The sequence below is a fragment of the Azospirillum sp. UENF 211521 genome (assembly GCF_058780535.1).
Map to the genome: position 1 here is coordinate 66,538 of NZ_JBSNCF010000002.1, position 13,227 is coordinate 79,764.

At 67.8% G+C, this 13,227-nt stretch carries 11 protein-coding genes and 2 pseudogenes; 4 read left to right on the forward strand and 9 right to left on the reverse strand.

The genetic code is table 11. From position 1 onward, the window contains the following. Positions 1-134: 134 nt before the first annotated feature. Together gabT and gabD are read right to left on the reverse strand one after the other, a co-directional pair. Positions 135-1,421, reverse strand: coding sequence for a 4-aminobutyrate--2-oxoglutarate transaminase (gene gabT / locus ACWPN5_RS17055; RefSeq protein ID WP_145689927.1), 1,287 nt, complete (start codon positions 1,419-1,421; stop codon positions 135-137). Between the two features lie 28 nt (positions 1,422-1,449). Beyond that, positions 1,450-2,910 carry an NADP-dependent succinate-semialdehyde dehydrogenase gene (gene gabD / locus ACWPN5_RS17060; protein ID WP_200477147.1) on the reverse strand — a complete coding sequence of 487 codons (1,461 nt, stop codon included), beginning with the start codon at positions 2,908-2,910 and terminating at the stop codon, positions 1,450-1,452. 140 nt (positions 2,911-3,050) lie between these two features. Here gabD and ACWPN5_RS17065 point away from each other — a divergent pair, with 140 nt between their 5' ends. Further along, the gene (locus ACWPN5_RS17065; RefSeq protein WP_492296454.1) at positions 3,051-3,635 is read left to right on the forward strand and encodes a cupin domain-containing protein; all 585 of its coding nucleotides are present in this window, start codon (positions 3,051-3,053) and stop codon (positions 3,633-3,635) included. A gap of 158 nt (positions 3,636-3,793) precedes the next feature. Here ACWPN5_RS17065 and ACWPN5_RS17070 read toward each other — a convergent pair whose 3' ends face one another. The 7 genes and pseudogenes from ACWPN5_RS17070 to ACWPN5_RS17100 form a co-directional block, all read right to left on the reverse strand. Next, positions 3,794-4,624, reverse strand: coding sequence for an ABC transporter permease (locus ACWPN5_RS17070; RefSeq protein WP_186466205.1), 831 nt, complete (start codon positions 4,622-4,624; stop codon positions 3,794-3,796). After that, positions 4,621-5,883 (reverse strand): ABC transporter permease, encoded by a 1,263-nt coding sequence (locus ACWPN5_RS17075; RefSeq protein WP_040134523.1) that lies wholly within the window; start codon positions 5,881-5,883, stop codon positions 4,621-4,623. Before ACWPN5_RS17075 ends, ACWPN5_RS17070 begins: the two co-directional genes overlap by 4 nt. A gap of 170 nt (positions 5,884-6,053) precedes the next feature. Next, positions 6,054-6,422: an extracellular solute-binding protein gene (locus ACWPN5_RS17080; RefSeq protein ID WP_492297985.1), complete on the reverse strand. Its 369-nt coding sequence runs from the start codon at positions 6,420-6,422 to the stop codon at positions 6,054-6,056. Between the two features lie 109 nt (positions 6,423-6,531). Next, positions 6,532-7,101 (reverse strand): annotated as a pseudogene (locus ACWPN5_RS17085) (extracellular solute-binding protein); the annotation flags it as partial. A gap of 96 nt (positions 7,102-7,197) precedes the next feature. After that, positions 7,198-8,295: an ABC transporter ATP-binding protein gene (locus tag ACWPN5_RS17090; protein WP_492296455.1), complete on the reverse strand. Its 1,098-nt coding sequence runs from the start codon at positions 8,293-8,295 to the stop codon at positions 7,198-7,200. A 301-nt stretch (positions 8,296-8,596) separates the two neighbouring features. Further along, the gene (locus ACWPN5_RS17095) at positions 8,597-9,022 is read right to left on the reverse strand and encodes a LysR family substrate-binding domain-containing protein (protein WP_492296457.1); all 426 of its coding nucleotides are present in this window, start codon (positions 9,020-9,022) and stop codon (positions 8,597-8,599) included. 76 nt (positions 9,023-9,098) lie between these two features. Next, positions 9,099-9,515: pseudogene (locus ACWPN5_RS17100) on the reverse strand (LysR family transcriptional regulator); the annotation flags it as partial. Positions 9,516-9,622: 107 nt separating this feature from the next. On the opposite strand from ACWPN5_RS17100, the gene ACWPN5_RS17105 reads away from it, so the two are divergent. The 3 genes from ACWPN5_RS17105 (at position 9,623) to ACWPN5_RS17115 (ending at position 13,225) form a co-directional block, all read left to right on the forward strand. Continuing rightward, positions 9,623-10,825: an acyl-CoA dehydrogenase gene (locus ACWPN5_RS17105; protein ID WP_492296459.1), complete on the forward strand. Its 1,203-nt coding sequence runs from the start codon at positions 9,623-9,625 to the stop codon at positions 10,823-10,825. A gap of 185 nt (positions 10,826-11,010) precedes the next feature. Next, complete coding sequence (locus ACWPN5_RS17110) at positions 11,011-12,213, forward strand: CaiB/BaiF CoA transferase family protein (RefSeq protein ID WP_492296461.1); 1,203 nt, start codon at positions 11,011-11,013, stop codon at positions 12,211-12,213. Between the two features lie 85 nt (positions 12,214-12,298). Continuing rightward, on the forward strand, positions 12,299-13,225 hold the full coding sequence (locus tag ACWPN5_RS17115; RefSeq protein ID WP_114858005.1) for a DMT family transporter: 927 nt from the start codon (positions 12,299-12,301) through the stop codon (positions 13,223-13,225). Positions 13,226-13,227 lie beyond the last annotated feature (2 nt).

Sequence of the window (13,227 nt, forward strand, 5' to 3'; positions counted from 1 at the left end):
TCCGCCCCGCGCGCCCATCCTAAAGCGCGGGCAGGCGGACGCACAAAAAGAAACCCTCCTTCCCTTGCGGGAAGGAGGGCGTGCAGTCAGGGGACTTCACTGATAAATCGGGACTGACGGATCAGGCCCCAGCCTTACGCAGAGACCAGCTCCTCCAGGGAGCGCTCGATGATGTCCAGGCCCTCGTCCACCAGCGCGTCCGACGCGGTCAGCGGAACCAGGATGCGGATCACGTTGCCGTAGGTGCCGCAGGACAGCAGGACGAGGCCCTTCTCCGCCGCCTTGGCGACCAGCGCCTTGGTCAGCTCCGGCGCCGGCTCCTTGGTGCCGCGGTCCTTCACCAGCTCCATGGCGATCATGCCGCCCAGGTTGCGCACGTCGCCGATCACCGACAGCGTGTTGCGCTGGGCCATGGTGCGGAAGCGGCCGGCGATGCGCTCGCCCAGGTCGTTGGAGCGCTGGATCAGCTTCTCCTCCTCGATGACGTCCAGCACGGCCAGCGCCGCGGTGGTCGCCAGCGGGCTGCCGGCGTAGGTGCCGCCGATGCCGCCGGGGATCGGGGCGTCCATGATCTCCGCCTTGCCGGTGACCGCCGACAGCGGGAAACCGCCGGCCAGGCTCTTCGCCATGGTCATCAGGTCGGGCTCGACGCCGGAATGCTCGATGGCGAACATCTTGCCGGTGCGGGCGAAGCCGGTCTGGATCTCGTCGATGATCAGCAGGATGCCGTTGTCGTCGCAAATCTTGCGCAGGGCCTGCAGGAACTCCGGCGGGGCGATGTTGAAGCCGCCCTCACCCTGCACCGGCTCCACGATGATCGCGGCGACGCGGGTGGCGTCGACGTCCGACTTGAAGAGCTGCTCCAGCGCCTTCAGGCTGTCCTGGACGCTGACCCCGCGGTAGGCGTTGGGGAAGGGCGCGTGGTAGACCTCGGCCGGGAAGGGGCCGAAGCCGACCTTGTAGGGCACGACCTTGCCGGTCAGCGCCATCGCCAGCAGCGTGCGGCCGTGGAAGGCGCCGGAGAAGGCGATCACGCCCGGACGGCCGGTGTGGGCGCGGGCGATCTTCACGGCGTTCTCGACGGCTTCCGCACCGGTGGTGAAGAAGGCGGTCTTCTTCGGCGTGGCGCCCGGAACCAGCGCGTTCAGCCGCTCTGCCAGGGTCACGAAGGACTCGTAGGGCGTGACCATCGCGCAGGTGTGGGTGAAGCGGTCGAGCTGGGCCTTCACCGCCTCGATGATCTTCGGATGGCGGTGGCCGGTGTTCAGCACCGCGATGCCGCCCGCGAAGTCGATGAAGCGGTTGCCCTCGACGTCCCACAGCTCGGCGTTCTCGGCGCGGTCGACATAGACCGGCATGGCGTTGGCGAGGCCGCGCGGAACGGCGGCGTTGCGACGATCCTGGAAGGACTGGTTGCTCATCTCAAACCCCCGATTGGAAAGGATGGCGTCAGGCGCCCAGGCCGACGCACAGGTACTTGATCTCCAGGAAGTCCTCCACACCGTACTTGGAGCCTTCCCGCCCGATGCCCGACTGCTTGATGCCGCCGAACGGCGCGACCTCGGTCGACAGGATGCCTTCGTTGATGCCGACCATCCCGTATTCGAGCTGCTCGGCGACGCGCCACACCCGGCCGATGTCCCGGCTGTAGAAATAGGCGGCCAGACCGAACTCGGTGTCGTTGGCCATGCGGATGGCGTCGGCCTCGGTCTCGAACTTGAACAGCGGGGCCACCGGGCCGAAGATCTCCTCGCGGGCCACGCGCATCTCGGTGGTGACGCCGGTCAGGATCGTCGGCTCGAAGAAGGTGCCGCCCAGGCCATGGCGCTTGCCGCCGAGCGCGACCGTGGCGCCCTTGGCCAGCGCGTCGCCCATCAGCTCCTCGACCTTCTCGACGGCCTGGCCGTTGATCATCGGGCCCTGGGTGATCCCGGCCTCCATGCCGTTGCCGACGCGGATCTGCTTCACCGCCTCGGCCAGCTTGGCGGCGAAGGCGTCGTAGACGCCGGCCTGGACCAGCAGGCGGTTGGCGCAGACGCAGGTCTGGCCGGAGTTGCGGTACTTGGACGCCAAGGCACCCTTGACCGCCTCGTCCAGGTCGGCGTCGTCGAACACGATGAAGGGCGCGTTGCCGCCCAGTTCCAGCGACACCTTCTTCACCGTGTCGGCGGACTGGCGCATCAGGATCTTGCCGACCTCGGTCGAGCCGGTGAAGGACAGCTTGCGCACGATCGGGCTGGCGGTCAGCTCGCCGCCGATGGCGACCGGGTCGGACCCGGTGACGATGTTAAACACCCCGGCCGGGACGCCGGCGCGCTCGGCCAGCTCGGCCAGCGCCAGGGCGGACAGCGGGGTGTCCTCGGCCGGCTTGACGACGATGGTGCAGCCGGCGGCCAGCGCCGGGCCGACCTTGCGGGTGATCATCGCGTTGGGGAAGTTCCACGGGGTGATCGCCGCGACGACGCCGATCGGCTCCTTCAGGACGACGATGCGCTTGTTGCCGGCGAAGCTGGGGATCACGTCGCCGTAGACCCGCTTGCCCTCCTCGGCGAACCACTCGATGAAGCTGGCGCCGTAGGCGACCTCGCCACGGGCTTCGGCCAGCGGCTTGCCCTGCTCCAGGGTCATCAGGACGGCCAGATCCTCCTGCGCCGCCATGATCAGCTCGAACCAGCGGCGCAGGATCGCCGCGCGCTCCTTCGCGGTCTTGGCGCGCCAGGCGGGCAGGGCGGCGTCGGCGGCATTGATGGCCTGCCGCGTCTCTTCCGCGCCGACGTCGGCGACCCGGGCCAGTTCCTCGCCCGTCGCCGGGTTGGTCACCGCGAAGGTCTTGCCGGAGAAGGCGTCGCGCCACGCGCCGTTCACATAGGCTTGCGTCCGAAGAAGGCTCTGGTCGTTCAGCGACAGCATGGGAATCAGCCTCGATTTGCAATGTGAAGGGAGCGTACCCATGTTTAATAAATTAAACAACCCTAATCGGGTGTTGAGTTTTTGATGACGCACACACGCGAATCCGGTATGCCTTCCGGTCAGGAGCGAGGAACCGATCCATGGATGTGGACGCTGTCGATTTCAACGTGGGCGCGCGCCTGAAGCAGGTTCGCGAAGCGCACGCCCTGTCCCAGCGCCAGTTGGCGCAACGGGCGGGCGTGACCAACGGCACCATCTCGCTCATTGAACAGAATCGGTGCAGCCCGTCCGTCTCCTCGCTGCGCAAGGTGCTCCAGGGCATTCCGATGACCCTGGCGGAGTTCTTCTCGTCCGACGACCTGCCGCCGCGCGAGCAGATCTTCTTCAAGGGCGGCGAACTCGTCGAGCTGACCGGGCTGGTGAAGAGCCGGGTCGGTTCCATCTCCTTCCGGCAGGTGGGCGACCTGCGCGGCCGCAACCTCCAGGTCCTGCACGAGAAGTACGCCCCCGGCGCCGACACCGGCGGCCGCACCATGCTCCAGCACGAATCGGAGGAGGGCGGCATCGTCATCAAGGGCCGGATCGAGCTGACGGTCGGCGACCGCAAGGAAATCCTCGGCCCCGGCGACGCCTATCTGTTCGACAGCCGCATCCCGCACCGCTTCCGCAACCTCGGCGACGAGGAATGCGAAATCATCAGCGCCTGCACCCCGCCGTACCTGTAATTCCCTCTTCATAGTCCGTTCCCTCTCCCCTCTGGGGAGAGGGGTAGGGTGAGGGGGTTGCGCTGTTGCCGGACGTACCGCCACGCGCACCCCCCTCACCGGCCCTTCGGGCCACCCTCTCCCCAGAGGGGAGAGGGTTGAATTCCCCAGAATGAGGCTCAGCGCAGGTTGCCCTTCAGCCGCTCGTTGCGGCGGCGCAGCGCCTCCAGCGTGGCGAGCAGGATGACCGAGATGGTCGTCAGGATCACCGCCGCCGCCGTGATGGTCGGGCTGATGTTCTCGCGGATGCCGCTGAACATTTCGCGGGGCAGGGTGCGCTGCTCCGGTCCCGCCATGAACAGCACCACCACCACCTCGTCGAAGCTGGTGGCGAAGGCGAACAGGGCGCCCGAGGCCAAGCCCGGCAGGATCAGCGGCAGGATCACCCGGCGGAAAGCGTAGATCGGCGAGGCGCCGAGCGAGGCCGCGGCCCGCGCCAGATTCATGTCGAAGCTCTGCAGCGTCGCGCTGACCGTGATGACCACGAAGGGCGTGGACAGCGCGGTGTGCGCCAGGATCAGCCCGGCGTAGCTGCCGGTCAGGCCCAGCGGCGCGAAGAAGAAGTACAGGCCGACCGCGGTGATGACGCCCGGCACGACCACCGGCGACAGCACGATGGCCAGCACCAGCGGCTTGAACTTGCTCTTCCACTGGGCGAGGCCGAGCGAGGCGAGGGTGCCCAGCACCATCGACAGGATGGTCGAGGCCACCCCGATGATGACGCTGTTCTTCAGCGACGACACCCAGCGCGGGGAGTTCAGGAAATCCTCGTACCAGCGCAGCGAGAAGCCGGGCAGCGGGTAGGTCAGGTAGGAGCCGGAGCTGAAGGACAGCGGCATGATCGCCAGGATCGGCGCCATCAGGAAGACCAGCACCAGCGAGGCGACGACCACGGTGGTGATCCAGGCGACGCGCTGGCTGGCGGTGCGGGGGGCGTGGTTGTCGCTCAATTCTTCATCCCTCCCGTGACCTGCTGGCCGTGGACCAGCTTTCCATAGACGACGGCGAGCAGCAGCGTGGCGAGCAGGAGCACCGCGCCCAGCGCCGAGGCCAGACCCCAGTTGACGGTTTCCGTCGTGTAGAAGGCGATGAAGTAGCTGATCATCTGGTCGGCGGCCCCGCCCACCAGGGCCGGCGTGATGTAGTAGCCGATGGCCAGGATGAAGACGAGCAGGCTGCCCGCCCCGATGCCGGGCACGGTCTGCGGCAGGTAGATGCGCAGGAAGGCGGTGACCGGCGAGGCGCCGAGCGACGCCGCGGCCCGCATGTAGGCCGGGGAGATCGAGCGCATGCTGCTGTAGAGCGGCAGGATCATGAAGGGCAGCAGCACATGCGTCATCGCCACATAGACGCCGAAGCGGTTGTAGATCAGCCGCAGCGGCTCGTCGATCAGGCCGATCCAGCGCAGGCTGTCGTTGACGATGCCCTCGCTCTGCAACACGACGATCCAGGCGCAGGTGCGCACCAGAAGCGAGGTCCAGAAGGGCAGCAGCACGAAGATCATCAGGACGTTCGACTGGCCCGTGGGCAGCGTCGCCAGCATGTAGGCGACCGGAAAGCCCAGGATGAGGCAGAGGACCGTGACGCCCAGGCTGATGGTGAAGGTGCGCCCGAAGACGTCGCGGTAGATCGCCTGCTCCTCGGGGGCGGCAACGATGGCGCCGTCCACGTTGCGCGTCAGATCCAGCGCGCCCAGCAGGTAGAAGCTGGTGAGCGGCCCGCTGGCGCCCTTGATCGCCGCCCAGGTGGCGCGTTCGCCCCAGGCCGGGTTGATGCCGATCAGCGTGTCCTTGGCGGTGCCGGGTTCCGGCAGGGCCTTCAGGTTGCGCGCCGTGCCCGACATGATGGTGCGGAAGCCGTTCAGCGCGTAGTTCAGCCGCTTGGACGCGATGGCGACGGTTCCGGCGTCGCGCGCCGTGCGGATGTCGCCGGCCAGCGCGGCGAAGGCCGGCTCGCCCGGAACGTCCTTGCCGTCCCAGTCGGCCAGGGCCGCGACGGTGTGGGGCATGACCTGACGCACCTCCCAGTCGTCGACCGACCGCCAGAGCATGCCGGCGATGGGACCGAGGAAGGTGAACAGCAGGAAGAGGAGGAGCGGCAGGATCAGCGCCAGGGCCTTGAGCCGGCGCGTCCGCTCCGCCCGTTTCAGGCGGCGCTTGAGAGGCACCTCGGACGACGCATCGGCGCCGGCGACGAACGCGGCTGTCATGGGCGGCCTATTTCGAAAAATGCGGTAGAGACGTGTGCGGGGTGGTCGAGGTGGGCCCCCACCCTAACCCTCCCCCGCTTCGCAGGGGAGGGGACCAATCTCCCTCCCCTGCGTCAGCGGGGGAGGGCCGGGATGGGGGCCCGTCGCAACCACTCAGAGACGGAAGCGGCTTACTTCGCCGCCCACTTGTTGAAGCGCTCGGTCAGGCGGTCGATGTTCTCCAGCCAGAAGGGAACGCTGATCTCGACCGCGTTCTTCATGTTGTCCGGAGCGGTCGGCAGGTCCTTCAGGACGGCGGGCGCCAGCTTGGACGGGGCGTCCTTGTTGGAGGTGCCGTAGGCGATGTTCTCGGACAGCTTGGCCTGGTTCTCCGCCTTGCCGACGAAGTCGAGGAACTTGTAGGCGGCGTCCTTGTTCGGGCTGCCCTTCAGGATCACCCAGCTGTCGATGGTGTAGAGCGCGCCGTTCCACACCATGCCGAAGTTCTTCTTCTCGGCCTTGTTGGCGGCGTCGATGCGGCCGTTGTAGACCGAGGTCATCGCCACCTCGCCCGAGGCGAGGAGCTGCGGCGGCTGGGCGCCGGCCTTCCACCAGAACGATGTCGTTCTTGATGGTGTCCAGCTTCTTGAAGGCGCGCTCCAGTCCCTCTTCGGTGCCCAGGACCTTGTAGACGTCCTTCGGCGCGACGCCGTCGGCCATCAGGGCGATTTCCAGCGTGGTCTTGGCGCCCTGGCGCAGGCCGCGCTTGCCCGGATACTTGGTGGTGTCGAAGAAGTCGGCCCAGCTCTTCGGCGCGTCCTTCAGCTTGTCCTTGTCGTAGCCGAGCACGAAGTCGTACACGATCGCGCCGACGCCGCAGGCATCGACGGTCTGCGGCAGGTAGGCCTGCTCGCCGCCGATCTTGCTGAACTCCATCGTCTCGAACAGGCCCTCTTCGCAACCGACGGCCAGTTCCTCGCTCTCCACCTGGACGACGTCCCAGGTCGCCGCACCGCCCTGGACCTTGGCGCGCAGCACGCCGATGCCGCCGTCCCAGGACTCGTCGTTCATCGGGGTGCCGGCCTTCTTGAACGGCTCGAAATAGACCTTCTTCTGGGCTTCCTGATAGGCGCCGCCCCAGGACACGACCGTCAGGTCGCGGGCCTGCGCGGCGGTGGCCAGCGCCACACCGGCGGTGAACGTCGCAAGGAACCCAACTGCCACCTTAAGCTTCGACATCGTCCCCGTTCCTTCATTATGTGTGGTTGCGTCAGGAGGTGGTGCGCGCCCCCGGCCCCCCCTCCCGGAGAGACCGGACGGACGGGTTGCTGCCGATCACACGGGATCGAGCGCCCGGCAGTCCTCGGGGCGGAAGCCGATGGACACGCTCTGGCCGTGGCTAAGGCCCGCGTGGGCGCCCGGCGGCAGCTTGACCATGAATTCCCCGTTGCCGGCGACCTTCAGCACGGCCAGCGCGTGGTCGCCGAGATAGATGGTGTCCTGGACATGGGCGGGCAGGGCGTTCATGCCGTCCGGGGCCTGCCCGTCGGTCAGGATGCTGATGCGCTCCGGCCGGACCGACAGCGCGGTGGCAGCTCCGGCACCGGCGACGTTGATCGCCTGGGCCACGACCGAGCCGCCCGACGCCAGGGCCACGCGGCAGAAGCCCTGTTCGATATTCTCGACGGTGCCGCTCAGCACGTTGTTCTCGCCGATGAAGTTGGCGACGAAGCTGTTGACCGGGCGTTCGTACAGCGCGTCCGGCTTGTCGATCTGCTGCACGATGCCATCGTTGAACACAGCGATGCGGTCCGACATGGTCAGCGCCTCGCTCTGGTCGTGCGTGACGTAGACGACGGTGATGCCCATCGTCTCGTGCAGCTGCTTGATCTCGAGCTGCATGTGCTCGCGCAGCCGCTTGTCCAGCGCGCCCAGCGGTTCGTCCATGAGGACGAGCTGCGGGTTGAAGACCAGCGCGCGGGCGAGCGCCACGCGCTGCTGCTGGCCGCCCGACAGCTGGCCGGGATGGCGGTGCGCCAGATTCTCCAGCTTGATCATGCGCAGCGCCGAGCGCACCCGCTCCTTCACCTCCGACCGCGGCATCTTGCGCACGGTCAGCGGAAAGGCGACGTTCTCTTCGATCGTCAGGTGGGGGAACAGCGCGTAGTTCTGGAAGACCATGCCGATGTCGCGCTTGTGCGGCGGCATGTTCTTGATCGGCCGGTCGGCGAGATAGATATCGCCGTGGGTGGGGACCTCGAAGCCGGCCAGCATCATCAGCGTGGTCGTCTTGCCCGATCCCGAAGGGCCGAGCAGGGTGACGAACTCGCCCTTCTTGATGTCGAGGTCGAGGTTCTTCACCACGAGGTGTTCGCCGTCATAGGTCTTCTGGACCCCGACGAAGCGCACCAGTGCCTGTGCGGTCGTGACCATGCCGCCGTCCATCATCCTCCCCCCGTCCGAGGTGTCCCGAGCGCGGTCCGGGGTCAGGGTTGCGTTCCCGACACAGGACCTATGCAATGGGTCAGACGGTATACCCGTTTAATAAATTCGACAAGCCCGACGCTCGCATTGTGATCAATTCAACGGTTCGGCGTCGGTCTGACGAAATTTTGTGCATCTGCGAAGGCCGTGCACGCGGTTTGAACGGGAGTTTGCTCCTTCCTTGACCGCTTGAAAACCCAGACTTTGGGAGGTTCGGGGTCCGGACGGGCGATTTTTCCCGAGTCGCCGGTCAGGTGTCGGGGATCGGTGGAACAAACGGAACGATCCGTTCGACGAGACCGGTGAATTTTTTCACCAGGGGCGAACTTTCGTTGCTCCGTTGGGCCAGTTGCAGGGTGGTGACGGCGTCCGGCGTGTCGAGCGGCCGGTACACCACTCCCTCCAGCGCCACCTGCCGAAGCTGGCCGGGAAGAATCGACACGCCCAGCCCGGCGGCGATCAGCCCGATGATGGTGAAGGCCTCGCGCGCGTCCTGGGTCACGTTGGGGCGGAATCCGGCGGCGGCGCACAGGGCGAAGACCTGCTCGTGCGTGCTGGTGCCGAAATCGGCGGGGTAGAAGACGAAGGGCTCGTCGCGCAGCGCGGCCAGCGGCACCACCTCCCGCCCGGCCAGCGGATGGTCGGCGCGCATCACCGCCAGCAGCGGTTCCCGCACCACGTCGTGGAAGCGAAAGGAACTCGGGCTCGGGGACGAAGCGCGGCTCCCGGATGAAGCCGACGTCGAGCCGGCGGTCGGCCAGCGCCGTCAACTGCTGCTTGGACGGCAGCTCGACCAGAGTCAGATGCACGTCGGGATGGGCCCGGCGGTAGGCGTCGATGATCCGCGGCACAATCGGCAGGAAGGGGGCCGCCGCGGTGAAGCCGACGCGCAGTTCGCCGACCTCGCCCTTGGCGGCGCGGCGGGTCAGCACGGCGGCGCGCTCCGCCCGCGCCAGGATCTCCCGCGCCTCGCCGAGAAGGAGTTGCCCCGGCTCGGTCAGCTCGACCCGGCGTTTGGTACGCTCGAACAGGCGGGCGCCCAGTTCGGCCTCAAGCGCCTGGATCGACTGGCTGAGCGGCGGCTGGCCGATGCCCAGCCGGGCGGCGGCGCGGCTGAAATGCAGCTCCTCGGCGACGGCCACGAAATGGCGGAGATGGCGCAGGTCCATGGCAGTGTCTTATATGAGGATCATATTAAAGTCCCCTGATAAATGTATTTGAACCATGAAAGCGACCGCGCCATGTTGGGCGCATCGGACCTAGGGAGATTTTAAACATGGCCGCCAAGACCGGAGCCGCCTCCGCCAAGCTCGCTTCCTTCGCCTGGGAAGACCCGCTGCTCCTCGACGAGCAGCTGACCGAGGACGAGCGGATGATCCGCGACGCCGCGCGCAGCTATTGCCAGGACAAGCTGCTGCCGCGCGTGACCGAGGCCAACCGGCACGAGATCTTCCACCGCGAGATCATGAACGAGATGGGCGAGCTGGGCTTCCTCGGCTCGACGATCGACGGCTACGGCTGCGCCGGCGTCAACTACGTCTCTTACGGTCTGGTCGCCCGCGAGGTCGAGCGGGTGGACAGCGGCTACCGCTCCGCCATGTCGGTGCAGTCCTCGCTGGTCATGCACCCGATCTACGCCTACGGCAGCGAGGCGCAGCGCGAGAAGTACCTGCCGAAGCTCGCCACCGGCGAATGGATCGGCTGCTTCGGCCTGACCGAGCCGGACGCCGGCTCCGACCCCGCCGGCATGAAGACCCGCGCCAAGAAGGTCGCGGACGGCTACATCCTCAGCGGCGCGAAGATGTGGATCACCAACTCGCCGGTCGCCGACGTCTTCGTCGTCTGGGCGAAGACCGACGAGGGCAAGATGAACGGCTTCGTGCTCGAAAAGGGCATGAAGGGCCTGTCGGCGCCGAAGATCGAAGGCAAGTTCTCGCTGCGCGCCTCGGCCACCGGCGAGATCGTCATGGACGAGGTGTTCGTGCCGGAGGAGAACCGCCTGCCGAACATCGAGGGCATCGTCGGCCCGTTCGGCTGCCTGAACCGCGCCCGCTACGGCATCGCCTGGGGCGCCATGGGCGCCGCGGAGTTCTGCTTCCACGCCGCCCGCCAGTACCAGATCGACCGCAAGCAGTTCGGCCGCCCGCTGGCCGCGAACCAGATCCCGCAGCTCAAGCTCGCCAACATGCAGACGGAGATCGCGCTCGGCCTGCAGGCCGCGCTGCAGGTCGGCCGTCTGCTCGACGCCGGCAAGGCGGCGCCGGAGATGATCTCGCTCATCAAGCGCAACAACTGCGGCAAGGCCCTGGACATCGCCCGCGTCGCCCGTGACATGCACGGCGGCAACGGCATCGCCGACGAGTTCCACGTCATCCGCCACGTGATGAACCTGGAGGCGGTGAACACCTACGAGGGCACGCACGACATCCACGCCCTGATCCTGGGCCGCGCCATCACCGGCATCCAGGCCTTCGCGTGAGGTGATGTTGCCCCTCTCCCGCCTCGGGAGAGGGAAGGGGCCCACGCCAGTGGCGTGGGAAGGGTGAGGGTGCCGCCAAGGATCAGCGCGACGATCCTCGTACGACCCTCACCCGCCCGCTGACGCGGGCACCCTCTCCCGGGGCGGGAGAGGGGAATCAGGCGCTTTTCCATAAGGACCCCACCATGCCCGGCCCGCTTTCCCATGTCCGTGTTCTGGAACTCTCCCGCGTGCTCGCCGGGCCGTGGGCGGCGCAGACGCTGGCCGATCTCGGCGCGGACGTCATCAAGGTCGAACGGCCCGGCGCCGGGGACGACACGCGCGCCTGGGGCCCCCCCTGGGCCGGGGAGGAGTCGGCCTATTTCCTCTCCACCAACCGCGGCAAGCGGTCGATCACCATCGACTTCGAGCGACCGGAAGGCCAGGAGCTGGTCCGCAAGCTGGCTGCCCAGGCCGACGTCGTCATCGAGAACTTCAAGGTCGGCGGGCTGGTCAAGTACGGGCTGGACTATGACAGCCTGAAGGCGATCAACCCGGGTCTCGTCTACTGCTCGATCACCGGATTCGGGCAGGACGGCCCCTACGCCAAGCGCGCCGGCTACGACTTCATGATCCAGGGCATGGGCGGGCTGATGAGCATCACCGGCCAGCCCGACGCCGAAGCGGGCGGCGGTCCGGTCAAGGTCGGCGTCGCGGTGACCGACGTCTTCACCGGCCTCTACGCCACCATCGGCGTGCTCGGCGCGCTGGCCCACCGCGACCGGACGGGGGAGGGGCAGTGGGTGAACCTCGCCCTGCTCGACGTGCAGGTGGCGGTGCTGGCGAACCAGGCGATGAATTATCTGGTCGGCGGCAAGGCGCCGCAGCGGCTGGGCAACGCCCACCCGAACATCGTGCCCTATCAGGCCTTCGCCACGCTGGACGGCCACATCATCCTGGCGGTCGGCAACGACGGGCAGTTCACCAAGTTCTGTCAGGTTGCCGGCCGTCCGGAGCTGGCGCAGGACCCGCGCTACGCCACCAACCCGGCCCGCGTCGCCAACCGCAAGGAGCTGGTGCCGATCCTGGAGCGGCTGCTGGAGCAGCGGACCAGCCGCGACTGGCTGTCGGCTCTGGAAGCGGTGGGCGTGCCCTGCGGGCCGATCAACGACGTGTCCCAGGTCTTTGCCGACCCCCACGTCCAGGCCCGCCACATCCACCAGGACCTGCCGCACCCGACCGCCGGGACGGTGCCGACGGTGGCGAGCCCGATCCGCTACTCCGCGACCCCCATCGAGCATACGGTCGCCCCACCGACGCTCGGCCAGCACACCGACGCCGTGCTGGAGGAGGCGCTGGGCCTATGCGCGGCGGACATCGCCGCCCTGCGGGAGAAGGGCGTGGTCTGAACCGCGCGCACCCGTCATTTTGCCGCCCCGATCCCATCCCTTCCCCCGCCGTGCGCGGGGGGAGGGATTTTTTGCGTGAACCGAGATGATCGCCTCCAGCACCCCGTCCTCCGCCGCCACCGACACCCGCCTGGGCATCCTGCTGATGCTGCTGGGCATGTCGCTGTTCACCGTCAACGACGCGCTCGGCAAATGGCTGGTCGCCGACTATCCGGTGGCGATGCTGCTGGCCATCCGCAGCCTGTTCGGCGCGATGCTGCTGGCCCCGCTGATCCTGCGCGAGGGGGTGCGGTCGGTCTTCGCGGTGAAGCGGCTGCCGTTGCATCTTCTGCGCGTCGGCTGCGTGGCGGGCGAGGTCGCCTGCTTCTACTGGGCGGTGCGGTCGCTGCCGCTCGCCAACGTCATGACCATCTACATGGCCGCCCCGCTGATCGTCACCGCCCTGTCGGTGCCGCTGCTCGGCGAGAAGGTGGGCTGGCGCCGCTGGGCGGCGGTGGTGGTCGGCTTCGCCGGGGTGGTGATCGTGCTGAACCCGACGGGCCAGTTCGACGCGGTGCCGTCGCTGGTCGCCCTGTTCGGCACGCTGGTCTTCTCCACGGGCCTGATCTCCACCCGGCTGCTGCGCGATTCGAGCAACCTGTCTCTGGTCAGCTTCCAGACCTTCGGCACCGGCCTGCTCGGCAGTGCGGCGCTGCCGCTGGTCTGGGTGCCGCCGCCGGGGTTGGACTTCCTGCTGCTGGGCGCGCTCGGCGTCACGGCGCTGGTCGGGCACGCGGCGATGAACCGTTCGCTCCAGCTCAGCCCGGCGGCGGTCGTCGTGCCGTTCCAGTATGTCTCGATCATCTGGGCGGTGGTGCTCGACCTGCTGGTCTGGGGCACGGCGCCGACCCTGCGCATCATCGTCGGTGCGCTGCTCATCATCGGCAGCGGCCTGTTCGTCTTCCACCGCGAGCAGGCGTTGAACCGCGGTGCCGCGGCCGAGGCCAACGCCAGCGGCGGCCCCGGCGCTTAAAA